This is a genomic window from Ruminococcus sp. 8Y-12 (assembly GCF_058119865.1).
Genome location: NZ_CM176623.1, coordinates 4,823,416 through 4,843,752 on the forward strand (window position 1 = coordinate 4,823,416; position 20,337 = coordinate 4,843,752).

At 48.3% G+C, this 20,337-nt stretch carries 19 protein-coding genes; 9 read left to right on the forward strand and 10 right to left on the reverse strand.

Annotated elements, in window-relative coordinates; genetic code table 11:
* Nucleotides 1–51 precede the first annotated feature (51 nt).
* From AC0THY_RS19615 to AC0THY_RS19645, 7 genes are all read left to right on the forward strand, one after another.
* A complete protein-coding gene (locus AC0THY_RS19615) occupies nt 52–747 on the forward strand; it encodes a response regulator transcription factor (protein ID WP_489992269.1) in 696 nt (231 codons plus the stop codon).
* Nucleotides 740–2,170: a sensor histidine kinase gene (locus AC0THY_RS19620; protein WP_489992270.1), complete on the forward strand. Its 1,431-nt coding sequence runs from the start codon at nt 740–742 to the stop codon at nt 2,168–2,170. Before AC0THY_RS19615 ends, AC0THY_RS19620 begins: the two co-directional genes overlap by 8 nt.
* Before the next feature lie 139 nt (nt 2,171–2,309).
* Nucleotides 2,310–3,299, forward strand: a complete 990-nt coding sequence (locus AC0THY_RS19625; RefSeq protein ID WP_489992271.1) for an adenine nucleotide alpha hydrolase family protein — start codon at nt 2,310–2,312, stop codon at nt 3,297–3,299.
* An 11-nt stretch (nt 3,300–3,310) separates the two neighbouring features.
* Complete coding sequence (locus AC0THY_RS19630; protein WP_489992272.1) at nt 3,311–4,219, forward strand: formyl transferase; 909 nt, start codon at nt 3,311–3,313, stop codon at nt 4,217–4,219.
* The gene (locus AC0THY_RS19635) at nt 4,167–4,397 is read left to right on the forward strand and encodes a phosphopantetheine-binding protein (RefSeq protein ID WP_489992273.1); all 231 of its coding nucleotides are present in this window, start codon (nt 4,167–4,169) and stop codon (nt 4,395–4,397) included. Before AC0THY_RS19630 ends, AC0THY_RS19635 begins: the two co-directional genes overlap by 53 nt.
* Nucleotides 4,398–4,402: 5 nt before the next feature.
* Nucleotides 4,403–5,986: an MBOAT family O-acyltransferase gene (locus tag AC0THY_RS19640; RefSeq protein WP_489992274.1), complete on the forward strand. Its 1,584-nt coding sequence runs from the start codon at nt 4,403–4,405 to the stop codon at nt 5,984–5,986.
* A complete protein-coding gene (locus AC0THY_RS19645; protein ID WP_489992275.1) occupies nt 5,973–6,974 on the forward strand; it encodes an SGNH/GDSL hydrolase family protein in 1,002 nt (333 codons plus the stop codon). Before AC0THY_RS19640 ends, AC0THY_RS19645 begins: the two co-directional genes overlap by 14 nt.
* Before the next feature lie 57 nt (nt 6,975–7,031).
* Here the strand turns inward: AC0THY_RS19645 and AC0THY_RS19650 are convergent, their stop codons facing one another.
* The 6 genes from AC0THY_RS19650 to AC0THY_RS19675 form a co-directional block, all read right to left on the reverse strand.
* Nucleotides 7,032–8,402 (reverse strand): UDP-N-acetylmuramoyl-tripeptide--D-alanyl-D-alanine ligase, encoded by a 1,371-nt coding sequence (locus AC0THY_RS19650; RefSeq protein WP_489992276.1) that lies wholly within the window; start codon nt 8,400–8,402, stop codon nt 7,032–7,034.
* 19 nt (nt 8,403–8,421) lie between these two features.
* Nucleotides 8,422–9,474: a D-alanine--D-alanine ligase family protein gene (locus AC0THY_RS19655; RefSeq protein ID WP_489992277.1), complete on the reverse strand. Its 1,053-nt coding sequence runs from the start codon at nt 9,472–9,474 to the stop codon at nt 8,422–8,424.
* A gap of 27 nt (nt 9,475–9,501) precedes the next feature.
* A complete protein-coding gene (locus AC0THY_RS19660) occupies nt 9,502–10,974 on the reverse strand; it encodes a L,D-transpeptidase family protein (protein WP_489992278.1) in 1,473 nt (490 codons plus the stop codon).
* Between the two features lie 491 nt (nt 10,975–11,465).
* Nucleotides 11,466–12,770 (reverse strand): aspartate aminotransferase type Ic, encoded by a 1,305-nt coding sequence (locus tag AC0THY_RS19665; protein WP_489992279.1) that lies wholly within the window; start codon nt 12,768–12,770, stop codon nt 11,466–11,468.
* A gap of 118 nt (nt 12,771–12,888) precedes the next feature.
* Nucleotides 12,889–13,272, reverse strand: a complete 384-nt coding sequence (locus AC0THY_RS19670; protein ID WP_489992280.1) for a metallopeptidase family protein — start codon at nt 13,270–13,272, stop codon at nt 12,889–12,891.
* A gap of 9 nt (nt 13,273–13,281) precedes the next feature.
* The gene (locus AC0THY_RS19675) at nt 13,282–14,661 is read right to left on the reverse strand and encodes an aldehyde dehydrogenase (protein WP_489992281.1); all 1,380 of its coding nucleotides are present in this window, start codon (nt 14,659–14,661) and stop codon (nt 13,282–13,284) included.
* A gap of 369 nt (nt 14,662–15,030) precedes the next feature.
* On the opposite strand from AC0THY_RS19675, the gene AC0THY_RS19680 reads away from it, so the two are divergent.
* Nucleotides 15,031–15,204, forward strand: a complete 174-nt coding sequence (locus tag AC0THY_RS19680; protein WP_489992282.1) for a chorismate--pyruvate lyase — start codon at nt 15,031–15,033, stop codon at nt 15,202–15,204.
* Between the two features lie 75 nt (nt 15,205–15,279).
* Here AC0THY_RS19680 and AC0THY_RS19685 read toward each other — a convergent pair whose 3' ends face one another.
* From AC0THY_RS19685 to AC0THY_RS19695, 3 genes are all read right to left on the reverse strand, one after another.
* Entirely contained in the window at nt 15,280–16,017 is a 738-nt protein-coding gene (locus AC0THY_RS19685) for an SIR2 family NAD-dependent protein deacylase (RefSeq protein ID WP_489992283.1), read from the reverse strand.
* A gap of 163 nt (nt 16,018–16,180) precedes the next feature.
* The gene (locus tag AC0THY_RS19690) at nt 16,181–17,746 is read right to left on the reverse strand and encodes a putative ABC transporter permease subunit (RefSeq protein WP_489992284.1); all 1,566 of its coding nucleotides are present in this window, start codon (nt 17,744–17,746) and stop codon (nt 16,181–16,183) included.
* Nucleotides 17,736–18,452, reverse strand: a complete 717-nt coding sequence (locus AC0THY_RS19695; RefSeq protein WP_489992285.1) for an ABC transporter ATP-binding protein — start codon at nt 18,450–18,452, stop codon at nt 17,736–17,738. Before AC0THY_RS19695 ends, AC0THY_RS19690 begins: the two co-directional genes overlap by 11 nt.
* Nucleotides 18,453–18,861: 409 nt before the next feature.
* Here AC0THY_RS19695 and AC0THY_RS19700 point away from each other — a divergent pair, with 409 nt between their 5' ends.
* Nucleotides 18,862–19,059: a hypothetical protein gene (locus AC0THY_RS19700; RefSeq protein WP_489992286.1), complete on the forward strand. Its 198-nt coding sequence runs from the start codon at nt 18,862–18,864 to the stop codon at nt 19,057–19,059.
* Here the strand turns inward: AC0THY_RS19700 and AC0THY_RS19705 are convergent.
* The gene (locus AC0THY_RS19705) at nt 19,035–20,177 is read right to left on the reverse strand and encodes a glycosyl hydrolase family 18 protein (protein WP_489992287.1); all 1,143 of its coding nucleotides are present in this window, start codon (nt 20,175–20,177) and stop codon (nt 19,035–19,037) included. The two genes, AC0THY_RS19700 and AC0THY_RS19705, sit on opposite strands and share 25 nt — an antisense overlap.
* Nucleotides 20,178–20,337 lie beyond the last annotated feature (160 nt).

Sequence of the window (20,337 nt, forward strand, 5' to 3'; positions counted from 1 at the left end):
TTCATATTTCTATCAAACTTTTATATTACATTGGAATAAACGAGGTGCACTATGGAAAATACACAAAAATTAATCTTTGTGGTGGAAGACGACCACAAACTCAGAAGGACGCTGGAGGACTTCCTGACTGCCAACCAGTATCAGGTCCTGACTGCCCAAGACGGCCAGGAAGCTTTGGACCTTTACTTTGCCAACAATCACCGCATTGACCTGATCCTTCTGGACGGCATGCTGCCAAAAGTAGATGGCTATGACGTTCTGAAATCCATACGGGAGTACTCAGACGTGCCCATCATCATGCTGACGGCCCGGGAATCGGAGGAAGATCAGTTGGAGGGGCTGGAAAACGGGGCTGACAATTACATTACAAAACCCTTTTTGCTGCGTGTTTTAAAAGCCCATATTGAAGCTTTGCTTAAAAGGAGTGGTCGGGCCGCCGGCTCTGAGGAAATAAATATCGGAGCTCTGCGGGTGGAGACGGACTCCAGAAAAATATTCTTAGCGGGAGAACAGCTGGTGGCTACGCCAAAGGAATACGATCTTCTGATCTATTTTATTCAAAATGAAAATGTGGTTCTCACCAGAGAGGGGATTTTGGATGCTGTGTGGGGATTTGACTATGACGGCGGAATCCGGACTGTGGACACGGTTGTCAAACAGCTGCGCAAAAAGATGACAGATCACTATCCCTATATCCAGTCCATCTACGGTGTGGGCTACCGTTTTGAGGTAAATCAGTATGAATAAGCTGCGTACACAGGCTGTCATTGCCTTCAGCGCCTTTTTGCTCCTGGTGGTGGGCGGCTCCAGCATTTTTTACTTTCTCTTTGCGGAGGACTACTATATCTCCAAAAAGAAAAAGCTCATGGATACCGCATTTGAGAGCATCAAGCAGGTAGACCTCACCAAGATGACCAGTGACGGGGATGAAGTCCTGCTGGCCCTGGAGGATGAGAGCTTTTCTGTGATTATCTGCAATGATGACTTTGATCTGATCTATTCCTCCAAAATCAGAAACAACGACATTCTGATTCAGGAGCAGATTATCCATCAGAAAGATGTTTACTCCCACGACGCAAAGGCCAGATATCTGGAGAATCTGGAGAAAAAGCCTGTCTGTCTCTACGGACTCATAGAACAGCAGGACCACCTGTTCTATGTGTATATCTATGAAAACACCACCGTTATCCGCAGAAGTGTGGACTATGCAAACCATTTTTTGATGGATGTGCTGGTAGTGGCTCTGGTATTCGGGGGCTTCTTTGCCTACCTTGTTGCCAGAAAAATTGTAAAACCCGTAGAGAATATTCGTATGGTCGCCAAGAAAATTGCAGAGAATGATTTCTCCGTCAGGGCGGATGGAAATATCAAAACCCGGGAGCTGGCTCAGCTGGCCCAGAGTCTCAATCAGATGGCGGACAAGATTCAGAGGGATATCAATGATCTGAGCAACTATAACTATCTTCTCCTGAGGCAAAACCAAAACATGGCAGAATTTGAGGACATGCGCAAAAAGTTCGTCAGCAATGTAACGCATGAGCTGAAAACCCCCCTGGCCATCATCTCCAGCCAGGTTGAGATGCTTCAGTTTGAGTATGATGACACCAAAAAAGATTACTATTTCTCCTCAATCATGGAAGAGATTGATAAGATGAGCAGGCTGATCAGTGATATTTTACACAATGCCTTTACCGAAGTCCCTCTGCCCAACTCCATGATGGCAAGGGACAACCTTTCCACCCTGGTCTGTACTCTCCTGCCCAAATACGAGGTTTGGCTGGCTGCCAGCAAGATTCGGTGTGTCTCCTCCATTCAGGAGGATTGCTACGCAGTCTTTGACGCCCTGCAGATCGAACAGGCTGTTAATAACTATGTAATGAATGCTTATAACCACACCCCTCCGGGGCATCAGGTAGTGATCTCTTTGAAACAGGAGAAAGATACCATCTGCCTGTCTGTATACAATGAGGGTTCTCCCATACCTGCGGAGGAACAGGAAAAAATATGGAAAAGCTTTTACCAGGTAAACAGGCAGGAGGCTCAAAAGTCCTCCAATGAGATCGGCCTTGGACTCTATATTGTAAAAGATATCATCCGCCTTCACAAGGGGACCTGCGGTGTGACAAATTGTAAAAACGGGGTGGAATTCTGGTTTCGCCTTCCCAAATAGGACAGATAGAAAATCCCGGCTCCGGGATTTTTTATTTGCCTGTAAAAAGACATTAATTCACATATTTCTATCACATCCGTATAGTATATTACGAAATTGTAAAATAGTTTTACAATTTTATGACTTCACGGAGGAAAGTATGACACACTGTATCAAATGCGGCCTGCCGGACATCTATCAGGGAATCCAGATTGATGAAAAAGGAGTCTGCAATTACTGCAACTTTTACAGCAAACACAAAAGTGAGCTGACTGATATGGAAGCCTTGGAGCAGCAGTTCCAGAAGAGGATCGATATCGCTAAACAGACAGCCAAAGAGCGGGGAGCGCCCTATGACTGCCTAGTAGGTCTGAGCGGAGGAAAAGACAGCACCTATATCATTTACCAGTTGAAACACCGCTACGGAATGCGGGTTCTGGCCTTTACCTTTGACAACGGATTTTCCACTGACTATGGGCGCGAAAATATTGAAAACGCCCTGTCGAAGCTGGATGTGGATCACATTCGGATTGCCATGAATGAGACACAACTGCGTCAGTTCTACACAAAATGTGTCCGTCTGATGCATAATTTCTGCAGCGTCTGTTTCCACTTCATGCATTATTACAGCCATCTAATCGCCTCCTGGAACCAAATCCCTCTGATCGTAAACGGCAGGACGAAGGGACAGATTCTGCAGACTGCGGATCGCGAAAAGGGCATCGAGCCCTTTGAAATTTCCCACAGCTTAAAGGAGTTTGAGTATCAGATGTTTGGACGACTGATCGAAAAGCTGGATGGGTATAGCTGCATTGACATGCTTCCCCAGGTCCAGGCAGAATCCCTCTCCTATTTCGCTTACCATGAGATCAGCGAGGAGGAGACCATGGCCTTTCTGGAGCAGGCCATTGGCTGGAAGCGCCCTGCACACGGCATTAAGCACGCGGACTGCTGGGCACATGCCATGGCGGAAAAGATGAGTCTGGAAAAGCACGGGTATCCCATACGCACCGGGGAACTGGCGGTTCTCGTCAGGGAGGGGAAGATGACAATGGCTGAGGCCAGGTCTGTGCTGGATGAAGACAGGGAGCAGTTTTCCCAGGTAGAACCAGAAGTGGAACAGCGTTTCCGGAATCGGATTAAACAGTGAGGGGAGATTTTATGATTTACGAACATATTTTGATTCTGGGCACCGGACGTCTGGCGCTGGACTGCGCTGTACATATAAAATATATGGGGGTGCCCTGTGTTCTCTGTGATATGAACACGATCCCATCCGGTATGCTCTGCCGCCAGTCCGCACACTTCGGTATCCCCTGCCGTCAGACAAGCCCTGAGGAGATTTACAGAGAGATCAAAAGCCTTACCGGAAATACGCTTTTGATCAGCGCAATCAACCCCCGCATTATTCCGGCAGACCTGCTGGCGCGTCCCGGCCTTACGGCCATCAATTGCCATCAGTCTCTGCTGCCCCGGCATCCCGGGCGGAATGCGGAGATGTGGGCGATCTTCGAGGAGGATAAGGAGACCGGCATCACCTGGCATTACATGACTCCCGAGGTGGACGGCGGCAGCATTTTGGTACAAAAATCCTTTCTCATCACAGAGGAGACGACCTCCTTCCACGTATTCCACAGACAGATCCAGCTGGCCTTTGAAGGATTTCAGGAAATCATCGTTTCACTTCTGAACGGGCAGGCCAAAGCCATGCCCCAGCTCCTGTCTCCGCTTCGGAAACTGCACTATTCCTGGGAAATGCCGTCAAACGGCGTGTTAAATCTCAGTTGGAACGGCCGCAAGATCAGTGCTTTCCTTCGCGCTCTGGACTATGCGGGGCTTCAGGTAGTGAAGCCCCCCAGGATTTTTATTCGAGGGGAGTATTTTTCCTGGAAAAAATATAAGATTCAAAAGACCGGAAGTTCCGGAAATGATCTATTTTTTACAGACAGTGCCATCTGCATTCTGCGTGATGGTTACGAAATTACACTGAATGAGTATAAAAAGGAGGACTATAGAAATGGAACAATTACTGGAAATTCTGAACGAGCTGCATCCGGAGGTGGATTTTAGATCCCACAGCCATCTGATTGATGAGGCTGTTTTGGACTCTTTTGACATTGTCTCTCTGATCGGAGATTTGAATGAGGCCTTTTCTATTGAAATATCATTTGATGACATAGATCCGGACAATTTTAATTCCGCAGAGGCTATAATGGCCATGATTCAGAGGCTGCAGGCTGAGGTATAGCTCTTATGACGGTAAACTGTGTATCATTTCTGGTGTTTTTGGCCTTCCTTACCGTGATCTATTACATTATTCGCCCAAAGTACCAGTGGATCTGTCTGTTGGTGGCCAGCTGCGCCTTTTACGCCCTGGCGGGAACTACTGTGTTTGCCTATGTCCTCATCACCTGTGTCAGCACCTATGCGGCTGTGCGCTGGATGGAAAGCCTGGATCTGGAACTTGCAAAACACTTTGCCATGTGCGGGGAGGGGCTCTCCCTCCAGGATAAAAAGGCGCAGAAGGCACGCACAAAATTCCAAAAAAAGAAAATCCTGATAGGGGTTCTGGTTCTAAATATTGGGATTCTAATCCTTACAAAATACTGCGATTTCCTCATTGGAAATCTCAACTCCGTGTTGGGAATCTTCGGCATTTTGGGTGTAAACCGCCTGGGACTGGCCGCCCCTCTGGGCATCTCCTACTATACACTTCAGAGCATGGGGTATGTGCTGGACGTATATAAGGGAAAGTGCAGACCTGAACAAAACTTTTTTAAATCCTCACTGTTCATTATTTTCTTTCCCCAGATGACCCAGGGGCCTATCGGACGCTTTTCTGACCTGGCTCCCCAGCTTTTTGCCCCCCACTCATTCTCCTACGCAAACCTGTCAATGGGATGCCAAAGAATGCTCTGGGGATTTTTTAAGAAGAGTGTCATTGCGGACCGCCTGAAGCCTGTTGCGGATGAAATCTTCGGCAATTACAGCCAGTACGGAGGCATGACTCTGTTTCTGGGCTGTGTGTATCTGTCCGTGCAGATTTATGCCGATTTCTCGGGTTACATGGACATTGTCTCCGGCGCCTCTGAGATTCTGGGAATACGGCTGGCTGAGAATTTCCGCCGTCCCTTCTTTTCCTGCTCCCTGGCGGAATACTGGAGACGGTGGCATATTACTTTAAGCTCCTGGTTTCGGGATTACCTCTTTTATCCCCTGTCCATCTCCAAGTGGGCTGTGAAGTTTGGTAAATTGGGAAAGCGCCATTTTGGTGTGCGGATCGGAAAGCTCTTTCCTTCCGTATTCGCCCTGTTTATCGTTTGGTTTTCCACCGGGCTTTGGCACGATTCCAGCTGGCGTTATATTCTCTGGGGTGTTGCCAACGGAGCGGTCATCATCGGAGCTATGTGGATGGAGCCCTGGTTCAATCGGGCCAAAAATCTGCTGCATATCCGTGACAGCAATCCATTCTGGAAGCTTTTCTGTATCCTGCGCACCTTTCTTCTGGTGTGCTTCCTGAAGGTATTTCCAGGCCCCCCGGATACCTACGGTACCCTGGTGGTGATCCGGAAACTTTTTACGGATTTTCGCCTTTCGTTATCCTATGATGCATTTTTTCCTGGACTGAAGCAGGAGCACCTGAAGTTTATCAGCTTTGGCCTTGTGATCTTTTTTCTGGTCAGCCTGATCCAGGAGCATACGCCCATCAGGGAATCCCTAGCCAGGCGTCCCCTGGCTGTACGCTGGTTTTGCTACTTTCTGCTGTTGGGCTCCATCTTGATTATGGGGGCTTTTGAAATTTCAATGGTAGGAGGGTTTGCATATGCACAGTATTAAAAAAATTCTGCCCAGAGCGGCGGCAGTCTTATGCTTTGTCTTTCTTTTGGAGAGTGCTGTGCAGTTTCTCTATCAGCCTTATGATAAATACAGTATTTATGCCAACCGGGAATACCGTGAACAAAAGGGCGGGGTGGATACCCTGTTCTGCGGCACCTCACATGTGTACTACGCCTTTGACCCGGCTCTCTTTGACAAGAGACTTGGCACAAACAGCTTTAATATGGGAACCGGCGCTCAGCCCATGTCCAGTACGTATTTTCTGATACGGGAGGCATTGGACATCAACCCTGTGAAGACTGTCTATCTGGGAATCTCCTTCTCAAGTCTTCTGAAGGAAGAGAATGACTCCGGAAAACTGGGCGCCTACGACAGGCTGATTACCCTGCGCGGCAGGCTCCGGTGCATTGTGGATGAGACCAGCAATAACCGCAGAGTAAATGAACTGTTTTACAGCACTAGGGTCAATAAGTATCTAGACCTGAACACAGTAAAAACAAATCTGAAGGAAAAACTGGATCCAGCCTATGAGACCACACCACCTGAATCAGACGGAAACCGCTATATGTACAAGGGGTATCTGGCTTCTGACCGGATTTTCTCCGGGAAACGCACCACTGAAGAAAACAAGGAGTATAATGTCTGGGATCCGGAGAACATCTCACAAGAAAATCTGGACTACTTAGTCAAAATCATAAACCTGTGTGAGAAAAAGGGGGTGGATTTAAACCTGATCATTCCTCCTGTGACGGACTCCTTTCTGGAACGCGCCGGCGATTCTCAGGGTATGCATGATTATTACGCAAATATCGCAAGGGCCTATGAGGTGGATTTATATGATTTTACAAACTACCAGGACCGTCCCGTGGATTTCCCAAATGAGTATTTCAAAGATGCCTCCCATCTGAATCAGACAGGCTCCCAAGTGTTTGGAAACCTGCTGATTGATATGATTCTGGAAAAGGAAACACAGCCTCAAGAAATGTGAATAAGAGAGGAGAAGGCAGCCGCCTTCTCCTCTCTGTCTGGACAGTTCCTATTTCATCTACAGCTCCTCCAGCCTCTCCACCACCTTTTCAAAGTGCATTCCATGGGAGGCCTTCACCAGTATGGTATCGTCCTCCTGTACAAGCTTCGGAAGCACCTCCAAAAGCGCTTCCAGGGTGGGTACCTGAAGAACCTCCTGGCATCCGCCTGTCTCAAAGGCCGCCTGTGCCATATGACGGCTGATCTCACCCACACAGATCAGGAGATCTATCTGATTTCCTGCCGCGTGAGCGCCTACGCTGGCGTGAAGCTCCGCCGCGTTTTCCCCCAGCTCGAACATATCTCCAAGGATGGCCACCTTTCTGTGCTGCGCGTCCTTTAGCACATCCAGAGATGCTTTCATGGACACCGGGTTTGCATTATAGCAGTCATCAATGATAACCATCCTGCCTTTCTCAATGATGTGAAATCTTCCGCTCAGGGACTCCAGCTTTTCGATTCCGTCTCTGATCTGTCCCAAAGAGAGCCCCAGTTTCGTCCCCACGGCTGCGGCTGCAAGCGCATTGAGCACCATATGATATCCCGGTATAGGAATCAAGACAGGAATGCTCTGATCTCCCACATGAATCTCACAGGCGATTCCCTTCATTCCCTTTGGCTCTATATGGTCCGCATAGACTGCACTGTCGCTCTCCACACCAAAGAACACCGGGCGTATCCCCCGCACTTCCTGAATGGCGGCCAATTTATCATCATCTCCATTTAAAACAATGGCCCCGTCCTCGCTCATGTAATCAAAAATCTCTGATTTTGCCCTGAGGATGCCGTCCCGGTCCTTTAGAAACTCCAGATGGCACTGCCCAATATTTGTGATTACACAGATATCCGGCCGGGCAATTTTGCTCAGCCTGTGCATTTCTCCAAAATCGCTGATTCCCATCTCCAGGACTGCTACCTGATGCTCCTGTCGCAGCCGGAAAATGGTCAGAGGAAGCCCCAGCTCATTATTAAAGTTCCCAAGTGTCTTCAGTACATTATACTTTTCCGAGAGCACGGAGGCCACCACCTCCTTGGTGCTGGTCTTTCCCACGCTTCCCGTAATCCCCACCACCTTGACATCCAGCTGTCTGCGATAGTACTCTGCGATCCTCTTCACCGCCTGAAGGGAGGAATCTACCAGTATGTATGGGCCCCCTGGTTCCTCCAGGATCTTTTCTGAGAGCACGCCTAAAGCACCCTGTCTAAACACTGCAGGGATAAAATCATGGCCGTCCGCCCTCTCCCCCTTTACAGCCACAAACAGACAGCCCTCTGCTGCCTGTCTGCTGTCCGTTGTTATGCTGGCTGCCTCCCGGTCCGCCAGCGCCTTATCTCCATAATACACACCGCCGCAGGCTTCTGCGATCCGGCTCAGGGACATATTTTTCATCTCAATCTCCATCCTGTCTTCAGACACCTTGCCTGTTATTTACCTGTTTCTTCATGGAAACTTCTATCAGCCTCTCGCACAAATCTGCAAAGCTCATGCCCAGAGCGGCTGCCTCCTGGGGAAGCAGGCTGGTGGGAGTCATACCGGGAAGTGTGTTTGCCTCCAGGCAGTACATGTCTCCCCCATCATCCATGAGAAAATCAATTCTCGCGTAACTTTCCAGCCGCAGCGCCTCATATGCCTTCACCGCATAGTCCTGCATCCGCCTTGTCTGTTCCGGCGTAAGCTTTGCCGGACAGGTCTCAATGGTGCTTCCAGGCTGGTACTTATTTTTATAGTCGTAAAAACCCTCCAGGGGCGCGATTTCGATGATCGGATAGGCCTCTCCCCCCACCACGCCCACAGAGAACTCCCTGCCCTTTATATAAGCTTCCACTACCACTTCCGGCTCGTAGGAGAATGCCTCATCCAGAGCCTTTTGGAACTGTTCCTCCGTCTCCGTGATGTAAACCCCGACACTGGAACCCCCGCAGCAGGTCTTGACCACACAGGGCAGGCCAACCCCAAACTCCCTGGCCGTCTTTCTCTGATCCTGGATGTCCACAGTCACCCCGGCTGGGGCCGGGACCTGATTTTTCTCAAAAAGCTGCTTGGACAGCCCCTTATCCATGGCCAGGGCACTGCCCAGATAGCCGCTGCCCGTATACCGGATTCCCATCAGGTCGAATGCTGCCTGCACCTTTCCATTCTCTCCGTTTTCCCCATGCAGGGCCATAAACACAATGTCTGCCGCCTGACACAGGGCAAGCACCTGAGGCCCGAAAAACGGCTTCCCGGCTGCCACAGACGCCTCCACGCAGCTGTCAAAGCCGCGGATATAGTCTGCCTCTTTCTTCACGTCGTAGGGATTAGCAAACGCCTCCTCCGGATTCTGGCCTTCTTTTCCAAAGTAGACATCCAGCAAAATCGCCCGGTGTCCCTTTTCCCGCAGCGCTTCGCACACCTTTGTTCCGGATACAATGGAGATCTCTCTCTCCGTGCTGATCCCGCCTGCCAACACTACAATATTCATAACTGTCCTCCTAAAAATTGTCTTTTACTATTCTGCCTCATCTTCCTCGTCATCATCGACCACTCTGGTCTCCGCAGGCTGCGATACCGGCACTGCATCCTTTCCCTGATTCTCAGAAGCGCTGTAACAGATCACTGGATCACCCACCTCAATGTTCTCATAGATGATCTTTGCCTGATCCCAGGGTGTATTGATACATCCGTGGGAGCCATCATTCTTATAGAGGGTTCCCCCAAACAGGGGACGCCACTTTGCATCATGGATTCCAACACCGCCGCTGAAGGGCAGCCAGAAGTCTACCGGGGTCTTATAATCCTCCCCTTTCAGAATGGCCTCCTCTTCCTTATTGTAGATACAGAAAATACCCTCCGGGGAATCCCATTTTTTGCTGGAATTTCCGGTTACAACGGGCGTATCCACCAGCAGCTGCCCGTCTTTGTAGAACCACATTCTCTGGTTTGTATAATCGATCTCCACATAGGTGTCACCGATGTCATTCCCATCTGCGCCGTATGCCCTGGCGGACTCCAGATACACAGGGGTGCGCTCCGTGGATTCCCCGCTCTCCAGAATCTTCAACAGCTCATCCACCTCTGTGGCCTCATCGATCTTCCACCCATAAGTCTCGTGATTTACAGTCACCACCTCGCCCAGGGAGGTGGTAAACTCCATATCGTTTCCAAAGGTATCATATTTCTTTGAGAGGGCTGTCATCCAGTCTGCCACCATATTCCAGTTGAAGGTAACATTCAGCTCCTCATCCATGGTCATCCAGTCCTTGATGGTACTGTAATCCAGAATCTCCTGCCTGTCACCTATATTATATGTAACGACCAGATTGAAATATTTATTTAACTTTTTAACTTTTTTGCGCAGCTTCTGATTTTTAGACGTGGCAGCAGGCTTCTGATAACACTCTCCCTCCACCAGACTGACCTCCGTCTTTCCGGAGTCCACTGCCTCTTTGATCAGTGTAAAGGCCTTCTCCTCATCCAACTGATTTCCCTCCACCTCAGGCATCAGCTCAAATCCCTGGGAAGTCTCCTTGATATAGGCATCCTTAGGCTCCACCACCTTTGCCTCGTCGAAGGCATCCAGCTTAAGCATCGCCTCTCTCAAAAGCTTCGTATCATAGGTAGTTTGTGCTGTCATGGTGTAGGTCTGGGGATTGAAATAAGCGCTGAGCCACAGGAAGGAATTCTGTTCATCCTTCAAGTCCTGAACCGCGCCATCCGACACATACTCAAAATTCATCAGTGCCCCATCGATGGACTCCTTTTTACCATCCTTCTCAATAATCTCGATGGTATAATCCTGTACATCGTTTGCAATGAGCTTCTCCACCTCCTCCACCGTCTTGGCGGAAGCATCAATGCCATTGATCACGGACCCCGGGAAAAAGCGGTTGTTGAAGTACACGCACACTCCCAGATAAATTACAATCATCAATAATACAAAAATAGTAAAAATACTTAATATAATCTTTGTGTTTTTCTTCATACCCTTATCCTTTGTTGTCTTATTTTGTAACTGTTCAATACCCTTCACAGTTATATGCAAAAATCCATTTAAAATCACCTTTGGTGATGGTATTTTTGCACTCCTGTATCCTTTTCTCACGGTCAGCGCAGTTAATGCGCAGACCTGTTGAATAGTTACATTAATTTATACTTTACCCTACACTACACATTTTAACACGTATCGTTAAAATGTAAATAAACAGAATGTAAATTCAAATATTTTTCACAAAGCTTAAGGATATATTAAGTCCACCTTTCACAATTCTTTCAAATCTTCTTCACTGGATTTTCACAATTACAGGTTATATTATTAATCAGATAAAGCTTAACAGCTTTTTCTCATAGATATATCTTTTTCATTTACCTGCCGGAGCATTTGCTCCGGCTCTCCCTCTTTATAAGGAAATTTAAGTATGGTTCGTATTCCTATGAAAAGAGTAAGGCTATGCCCTGGGGACACAGCCTTACTCTTTATTGCAGTGGGGTTGTTGACTTGGATTCGAGAATCTTGTCAATGCTTACCAGCTTCACGCTGAGCACGAAGATGTCCGTAGCAAGGGCCAGCTCCTCTGGGGTTGGGAAGGTAGGAGCAATACGGATGTTGCTGTCCTGTGGATCTTTTCCGTAGGGGAATGTAGCTCCGGCAGGGGTCATCACCACACCAGCCTCCTTGGCTTTCGCCACAATCGCCTTGGCACAGCCGGGCAGGGCGTCAAAGGAGATGAAGTAGCCGCCTCTGGGCTCGATCCAGCTTCCAATCTCCAGACCACCCAGTTCGTTTCTCAGTCCTGTGAGCACTGCCTCAAATTTGGGTCTCAGGATATCAGCGTGCTTTCTCATGTGCTGAACCATTCCGTGAATGTCTTTGAAAAACCTTACATGGCGCAGCTGGTTTAACTTGTCGTGGCCAATGGTCTGCAAAGACATCTGTTTCTTGATAAACTCCAGATTGGCCTTGGAAGCCCCGATGGCCGCCACACCGGAACCTGGAAAACTCACCTTTGAGGTAGAGCAGAATTTGAACACCATATCGGGATGGCCTTCTTTTTTACATTCCATCAAAATCTCCACCAGGTTATCTTGTTTGTCATCGTATAGATGATGGATTCCGTATGCATTGTCCCAGTATATGCGGAAGTCTTCAGCCGCGGGATTCAGACGTGCGAATCTGCGCACAGTCTCATCAGAGTAAGTGCTTCCCTGAGGATTGGAATACTTGGGTACGCACCAGATACCTTTCACCGTGGGATCATTGTTCACATACTCTTCCACCAGATCCATATCCGGGCCATCCGCGTTCATTGGAATGTTAACCATCTCAATGCCAAAATGCTCTGTGATGGCAAAATGCCTGTCGTATCCCGGTACAGGACAGAGGAATTTAACTTTATCCAGTTTACACCAGGGAGTGCTTCCCATAACACCGTGCGTCATGGAGCGGGAAACAGTATCATACATAATATTTAAGCTGGAATTGCCGTAGATTATGATATTGTCCTGGGCCACCTCTGTCATATCCGCCAGCAGTTCCTTTGCCTCTCTGATTCCGTCCAGGACCCCATAATTCCTGCAGTCCACGCCCTCCTCGCATTTCAGGTCAGAGCTGCTGTTCAAAACGTCCATCATACCCATAGCCAGATCCAGCTGCGCAGCGGAGGGTTTTCCTCTTGACATATCCAGTTTCAGGCCTTTTGCCTTAATTTCATCGAATTTCTCTGCCAGCGCTTTCTTTTCCTCAAGCAGTTCCTCCCTGCTCCTATCCTTGTAAGCTGTCATAATTATCCTCCTCATTCGGTTGTCTTTTCATGGAATACATTTGTGCGCCTCACAAACATATTCGTCCGCTAACTGCTATTTTATTACTCTGTTAAAGATTCGTCAAGCATTTTTTCTTCTATTCCTGCTTTTCCTGTCTTCTTTTTCGGTAGTCTGCCAGCCGGATGGCATCCTCCACCTCCAGACCCCTCTCCCCGGCCAGAGATTCCAGATGGTGTCTGAACTCGTGAAGGATGGTCTTTCGGACCCGCTCTCTCAATTCTTCTGGCCCTTCGTACCCGTAGACCGCAGCAAAGGAACCGTAATAGATCACTACAAACCTTCCCAGATGTGGATGTCTGCGGTATTCACCCATTATGTTCAGCTCCGCGCCCACACTCTGGGGATGGAGCTTCCGCTCCTCCTTTACCATCACACCTCCGCTCAGCTCCCGAAAGAATTCCTCCGGCAGTGTCTCTGTAATGTCAGCCACCATCTGCTCAAACGCTTCAAAAGATATCATTCAGCCTCCTTACTTTAATAATCCCTTCATCACCCGGTAGTACAGATCCTTATACGGTGCATACCGCATGGGCATATCCAGCCATCTGGCTTTCTTGAGAACGCTCTTTCTGTGGCTAAAGGCCAAAAAGCTATCCTTCCCGTGATAACCGCCCATACCACTGTTTCCCACTCCCCCAAAGGGCATGTGGGAGCTGACCAGATGCATCACTGTATCGTTGACGCAGCCTCCCCCAAAGGAGAGATGCTGCAGCAGATAACGTTCGTTTTCCCTGCTCCCGGTAAACAGGTATCCGGCCAGAGGCTTGGGTCTCTCCTTAATCTCCTCCACTGCCTGCCTCAGATCCCGGAAGGTCAGCACAGGCAGAATTGGCCCGAATATTTCCTCCTGCATGACAGGGCTGCTCCAGGTCACTCCATCCAGAATGGAGGGTGCGATTTGAAGACGCTCTCTGTCAAACACTCCTCCGCACACCACCTCGCCGTTTTCCAAGAGGCCTGCAAGACGCTCAAAATGCTTTTGATTCACGATTCTTGGAAAGTTTTCCGAGCACTGCGCATCCTCCCCATAAAATCTCTTTATATAATGCTTCATCCTTTCCAAAAGCTCATCCTTCACCTCCTCCTGAACATAGAGGTAGTCAGGAGCTACACATGTCTGTCCTGCATTTAAATATTTTCCCCAGACGATCCTCTTGGCTGCCAGAGCAATATCCGCCGTACCGTCCACGATGCATGGGCTCTTTCCCCCCAGCTCCAGACAAACCGGAGTCAGATTTTTGGATGCGGACTCCATGACCATTTTTCCCACGCTGACGCTGCCGGTAAAAAAGATCAGATCAAACTTCTGCTCCAGCAGGGACTTGTTTTCTTCTCTTCCTCCCTCCACCACAGCCACATACTCGGGGGAATAAATCTCACCCAGCATTTTCTTTAGTACGGCCGATACATGGGGGGAATAATTGGATGGCTTCACCACCGCACAGTTTCCCGCAGAGATTGCTCCCACCAGCGGGTCCAGTGTCAAGAGTACCGGATAGTTCCAGGGGGACATGATCAACGTCACGCCGTAGGGCTCCGGATAAATCCTGCTAATTGACGGGAAATTAATGACAGAGGTGGGAACCCGTTTGGGTTTTGCCCAGCTTTTTAAATGCCTCAGGGCAAACTTGGCCTCATCCAGCACCAATCCGATCTCTGTCCCGTATGCCTCAAACCGCGGCTTATTCAGATCCCTTTTCAGCGCCTCCAGGATTTCCTCCTCGTATTTCTTGACGCTCTGGCGCAGTTTAATCAGCTGCCTTTTCCTGAATTCTACGTCCAGTGTATGTCCTTTCGCAAAATACGCCCTCTGGGCCATTATAATTTCTTGAATTGATTTACTTTCCACAGTGGTACCTCCTTGTTTAGGTCTCAATCTACTATAGGGGTGTATATAAGCCTCACTTATCATGTTGAATTGGAAGTACGGCTTCAGGGTACCCTAAAAGCTGACATTTCTATCATACCACAGGATTTTTGTTTCTTCATCCCTGAAATTTGCCACCCCCAGGTATTTCTCTGTCTTTTTTCCTTACCCTGAAACTGTTCAGTACCTTCACAGTTACATGTAAAAATACAGTAAAAATCACCTTCGGTGATAGGATTTTCGCACTTCTGAATCATTTTCTTAAAGCCAGCGAAATAAATTGCGCAGACCTGTTGAAAAGTTACCTTAGCCTTCTGTATAATAGAAAAAAAGGAAAGGAGCGCCGCCTGAATGGATATCATGGAATATATCGTGGAGGATATTGACGGAGACTATGCGCATCTAAAAAGAATGGGGGCAGAGAATGAGGAACCAAAGCTGGTAGCCCGAGCTCTTCTGCCGCCGGAGATCATGATTGGCACCTGCCTGCGCCAGGAATTTTTTGAATATGAGATCATCTCCTGATAAATGGGATACACGATTTAAGGCTTCATCCGGAAATTTATATCTTCCGGATGAAGCCTTGTTTCTCTTCTTACATTACAGCTCTTTTACAAGCTTCTCCAATACCTCCCCACAGGGTTCATGGAAAACCAGGTCCGCTATCCCGTCGGAATAGTGCTCCTCGTTGTTGATCAATACCAGCTTATTTCCCTGAAAATTTTTGACGTACCTTACGGCAAAGTCAGATTTCAGGTTCATGCCTAAAACCAGCAGCACATCCGCCTTGGCGATTTCATTGATGGCCCTGGTCATGGTCCGGTTATCCACCATTGCCCCAAACAGAAGTACCTGGGGCCGGATCACAGCCCCGCACCTCTCACAGGTTGGTATGTTCTTGCTGTCCCTGATGTAATCACTGTCGTATTCCGCTTGGCAGTGCTTGCACTTATTGTACTCCATGTTTCCGTGAAGCTCAATCACGTTTTTGCATCCTGCCTTTCTGGCGAGACCATAGATGTTATTTGTCACAATGCTCTTCAGTATTCTTTTCTCCTCCAGTAATTTTAAACACCCGAACGCTTTGCCGGGTTTCTCATTCCCGAAGACCAGCAGTTCATCCCGATAGAAATCAAAAAACAGTTCCGGCCTTGTGTTAAAGAAGACCTCACTGAAAATCTCCTCCGGAGAATAGCCGTACTTTTTCTCAATGTCATATGCCCTGGAAGGCATACGCATGCCAATGATCCCGCTCTCCTCCGCCAGACCGCTGCTGCAGACTGCAACCATATACCTGCTTTGTCGAACAATTTTCTCCAAATATTCGTTTTTATCCATATGGCTCACCTCGTTTCTCTTTTTTCTATTTTAGTATATAATTCCATAAACTGTCAATATTTTTATGAGCCTTTGGATAAATTGCACAAACATTTTGCAGGTGTTTTTTCAGCATTCCCCCCTTTACACCGCTTTTTGCCATACTATTTTAAACAAGCTAGTATTAAAATTTCAATGTACATACATGACGGTAAAGCAGAAGAGCGAACACACCCTCCAGGGCCGTAAAAACTACCGTCACAATCTCTGTATAGCTGCCTCTTAAAAGAAATATAACTATAATAGGCACAGCTCCGTTTAGCATGCCTCCAAAAATTCCAACCATTGCAGCCATGCTGTTCTTCACCACTGCCGTCTCAGAAGTCCACTGGTAATTGGGCATCTTCAGATTTACATACATGCCCAGCACAGTGCAGAAGGCAGCATACACAGCCGGCGTCACGAAAAGCATAACCAGCATGACCGGACTGAATGAAATCCTCAGTGCCAAAAGCAGGGAGCAGATAAGGCCGGCCGGCACCTGCAGCGCCAGGTTAAACAGCATCTTGCTCTGGTATATGGTCTTGGGATGCAGAGGAAGGGATTTGAGAATCCACAAATTTTTCCCCTCCAGGGACAAGGATACACAGCTGGTACAAACCATACACAGCAGCGCCGCCAGCGCAAAGGGCAGGATAGGGACCAGAATATTTGATAAGCCCGGTACCTGCAGTATCACCTCTATCTTTGATTCTCCCACAATACAGCAGGCAGCGGAAAAGAGCAGCGCCATAATAACCCCCATGCCCATGTTCATGGTGTACACCGGACAGGTGAAAAACCGCTTTGCCTCCTTAAAAAAGAGCGACTTGACAGGGCTGGTCTCCTTTAAAGCTGTGAGCCGGTAATCCGAACGGGTACGGTGCGTGGTAAGCCCTGTATTCATCTTTTTATAGCGAAGTGAAATCAATTTTACAAACACCCAATACCACACCACCGATACACCTGCAAAGACCGCAAAGGAGATAACACTGCTCTCCACAATGGCTCTCTCAAACAGGACAGAGGGCGGATACATCCGGTGAACCTGCTGAAAAATCATATCTCCCACCCTGGCAAGCTGTGTGGTATTCATCTCCTGATTTCCCACTGAGCCCAGAACAAACGAGCCAATCAATACCACTACCACCACCGCGATGGACAAGATTGTGGTGACCGCATTTGCGTGACGGAATCTGGAGCTTATAAAGATAATCACTGCACCCAACAGGGTAGCGATGGTTGTGGGTATCAGCGGTGCAGTAAATATCCCCAGCAGCCACAGGGGATAAAAAAGAACTCCCGCATCTGTATTTATCACATAGCCCGCTCCCATGGGAATCATGACCAGAGCGGTAAAGAGCAGGTTCATCACATACATGGTCAGAAACCGGCTGGCAATCACTGTGCTGGTCTTTACCGGCAGGGACATCAGTATGTCAAAATCCTTGTAGGCAAACAGAATCCCATTGGCTTTCAGGGCTGTAAAGACTATGCTGATAATTCCTGTGATCGCAACTGCATAGGCAGGTATCACATTTGCCATACCAATAGCCCCCATACCCATGGCAATCATAAAGCTGTAAATACAGAGCACCGCTCCCAGGACCACCATTCCCACCATGACCATGGTTTCGCTCTTTTGGCGTCCCCTGCGCCTAAGCTGCCCGGAAAGCTGTACCTTCAGCAGCAAAAAGCACTTACTTTTCATGATCGATCACCTCCATGAAGAGACTCTCGAGGGACTCATCCTGGGTCAGCTGCTCCGTATCCCCTGAGACCATCAGCTTTCCGCCCTTGATAATTGCAATCTTGTTGCAGAGCTTTTCCGCCACATCCAGCACATGTGTGGAGAAGAAAATAGCGCTTCCGTTTCTGCACATTTCCTTCATAATATTTTTTAATATCACAGTGGCCTTGGGGTCCAGTCCCACAAAGGGTTCGTCCAGAATCATCAGCTTGGGCTGATGTATCAAAGCGGCAATCAGAGCGGCCTTCTGCTTCATACCATGTGAGTAGGAGGATATGGGATCTCCAAGGTCCTTGGTGATTTCCAGCTTGTCTCCGTACTCCTGTATCCGGTCCTTGCGGACTTCTGCTGGCACCTCGAAAATGTCACTGATAAAATTCAGATATTGGATTCCGGTGAGGTGCTCATATAAATCCGGATTGTCCGGAATGTAAGCCATCACTTTTTTACACCCCACAGGATCAGTCTGGATATTCTTCCCGTCAATGAGGATTTCCCCCTCCTCAAAATCCAGAACACCTACCACCGCCTTGATGGTTGTACTCTTGCCTGCTCCATTGTGGCCGATAAAGCCGTATATGTCTCCTGCCTCCACTCTCAGATTCAGACCGTCAACAGCTTTCTTACCTTTTTTATAAGCTTTTGATAAATTTCTAATTTCTAACATTTTTTCTTCCTCCCTGTTCAATCTGTCAGCTAAGCACAGTATAGGTCTTCTCCCTAACCATTTCAAGTACATTCGTACGAGGTACAGTTTTCAAGGTTCCAAATACGCCGAAACCTGCTCACCGAAAAAAGACCAGAAGTTTACAATCTATTCATTTTTTAGAAAAATGGATGTAACATGAACCAGCTATAGTAAAAGGTGCCTAGTAGAAATACCACTTACTTTTTCATTGCCAGTGCTTCGGTACTGGCTTTCCTCTTGTCCAAATGCAAATATCCGGTATAATTTGCGTCTCTTGGGAAAACCTATCTGTAAAACAGGATTTGTCTATACAAATATCCACCTGATATCCTTCATCTGCCATTTGGCAAATAAACCATAACCGGCTGTGCCGTAGAAAGGAAGCAAAATGATTGAAAATGAAGAACTCCCCATCGGTTTTACCATGGAGCTGGCTATGCACTCCGATATCCTGAGCCAGTTTGCCAAACTGCCTAAAGACCGTCAGGACACCATTGTTAACGGAGCGCGCACCATTAAGTCAAGAACTGAGATGCGCAATTACGTGGAATCCCTGTCCTCTCATCCATTCTTTTCAATGCGGTAGGTATCTGCCAGCAGCATCCAGTTTGCCCTGAACCATCTCATGATCTGCCAGTATCCACATCCCCGAAGGCCGTACTCCCGGATCAGGGCAAACTTTGCCTGCAGGCTCCTCACATCCTCAAACCACACCTCATGCTCAATCCCCTCCAATATATACCTGAAGAATGGCGACATCGCAGTCTGATCAAACTGGATGGCCGCATTGTTTGTGATGGCGATCTGTACTGCCTCCACGTTCCCTATGGTTACTGCCTCCGTCTCCCCGCGCACAAAGGGCAGCGGCCAGTCATAGCCATAGTTGGGAATACCCAGACTGATCTTGGCGGGCTCAATCTCTGTGACCGCGTAATCCAATACCCTTCTGACCATATTTATGGGGGCCACTGCCATATTCGGGCCGTATTTGTATCCCCATTCATAGGTCATGAGCAGCACCTGGTTGGCTGCCTCCCCCAGCCCTCTGTAGTCCTTTCCCTCATAGAGCAGTCCCACCTGGTCTGCCGAAGTCTTGGGCGCCAGGGCCACGGATACCTGGTAACCGTATGCATTTAACCTCTGGGTGACCTCACCCACGAACTGTGTGAAGGCGTCCCGGTCCTCTGCCAGGATATACTCAAAGTCGATGTCCAGTCCTCCGTATCCCTTTTCCCCCATGACCTGGAGCAACTGCGTGATCAGCTGTTCTTTCGCGGCAGGGTTGTTGACCACTGCGCTGATCAACCGGTTGTTAAATTTTCCGTCCACTCCAAATGGTGTCAGAGTCAGAACAGGCACAGCATTATACTGCCTGGCTGCCTGCACCATCCAGACATCGTCCATTGGCGGCGCGATCAGATAACCGCCCGTGGAAAAGCCGTAAGAAAACACCGAGAGCTCGCTTAAATAGGGCAGCGTCTGCTGAAGCACCCAGGGGCTGATGTACGTATAGGCGTACCCATTTGCAACAATGTACCGGTTCTCCTGGCTGCTCTCTGGCTCCCCCAGCAAAAGGGCCTGCCCAACCGCCAGCCGGTAGGGATAGATGAGCTGATTGTTATAGATTACACTTTCCGGAAGTACACCGTAAGCGGCGGCAATGGTATCCACACTGTCCCCTGGTTTTACCACATAGATCTCCATATTTCCCCTCCTTTTTTACATTTTACTTTATGACCGTCTGTCGTTGTCATACTGGTACAGGGAATACTAAGCTTCTAATACATTGACTTGTCTGGTTACTTCGTATTCACTGTACTAGTACTTGTATTCAACTTGTGTTAATGATATGATAATTGGTAAT

Bases quoted from the DNA above. Each gene is read 5' to 3' on its own strand.
- AC0THY_RS19620 (WP_489992270.1), top strand. From the start codon at position 740: ATGAATAAGCTGCGTACACAGGCTGTCATTGCCTTCAGCGCCTTTTTG.
- AC0THY_RS19660 (WP_489992278.1), bottom strand. From the start codon at position 10,974: ATGAAGAAAAACACAAAGATTATATTAAGTATTTTTACTATTTTTGTA.
- AC0THY_RS19655 (WP_489992277.1), bottom strand. From the start codon at position 9,474: ATGAATATTGTAGTGTTGGCAGGCGGGATCAGCACGGAGAGAGAGATC.
- AC0THY_RS19615 (WP_489992269.1), top strand. From the start codon at position 52: ATGGAAAATACACAAAAATTAATCTTTGTGGTGGAAGACGACCACAAA.
- AC0THY_RS19700 (WP_489992286.1), top strand. From the start codon at position 18,862: ATGATTGAAAATGAAGAACTCCCCATCGGTTTTACCATGGAGCTGGCT.
- AC0THY_RS19650 (WP_489992276.1), bottom strand. From the start codon at position 8,402: ATGAAAAATATGTCCCTGAGCCGGATCGCAGAAGCCTGCGGCGGTGTG.
- AC0THY_RS19635 (WP_489992273.1), top strand. From the start codon at position 4,167: ATGGAACAATTACTGGAAATTCTGAACGAGCTGCATCCGGAGGTGGAT.
- AC0THY_RS19630 (WP_489992272.1), top strand. From the start codon at position 3,311: ATGATTTACGAACATATTTTGATTCTGGGCACCGGACGTCTGGCGCTG.
- AC0THY_RS19705 (WP_489992287.1), bottom strand. From the start codon at position 20,177: ATGGAGATCTATGTGGTAAAACCAGGGGACAGTGTGGATACCATTGCC.
- AC0THY_RS19665 (WP_489992279.1), bottom strand. From the start codon at position 12,770: ATGACAGCTTACAAGGATAGGAGCAGGGAGGAACTGCTTGAGGAAAAG.
- AC0THY_RS19690 (WP_489992284.1), bottom strand. From the start codon at position 17,746: ATGAAAAGTAAGTGCTTTTTGCTGCTGAAGGTACAGCTTTCCGGGCAG.
- AC0THY_RS19670 (WP_489992280.1), bottom strand. From the start codon at position 13,272: ATGATATCTTTTGAAGCGTTTGAGCAGATGGTGGCTGACATTACAGAG.
- AC0THY_RS19680 (WP_489992282.1), top strand. From the start codon at position 15,031: ATGGATATCATGGAATATATCGTGGAGGATATTGACGGAGACTATGCG.
- AC0THY_RS19640 (WP_489992274.1), top strand. From the start codon at position 4,403: ATGACGGTAAACTGTGTATCATTTCTGGTGTTTTTGGCCTTCCTTACC.
- AC0THY_RS19625 (WP_489992271.1), top strand. From the start codon at position 2,310: ATGACACACTGTATCAAATGCGGCCTGCCGGACATCTATCAGGGAATC.
- AC0THY_RS19685 (WP_489992283.1), bottom strand. From the start codon at position 16,017: ATGGATAAAAACGAATATTTGGAGAAAATTGTTCGACAAAGCAGGTAT.
- AC0THY_RS19695 (WP_489992285.1), bottom strand. From the start codon at position 18,452: ATGTTAGAAATTAGAAATTTATCAAAAGCTTATAAAAAAGGTAAGAAA.
- AC0THY_RS19645 (WP_489992275.1), top strand. From the start codon at position 5,973: ATGCACAGTATTAAAAAAATTCTGCCCAGAGCGGCGGCAGTCTTATGC.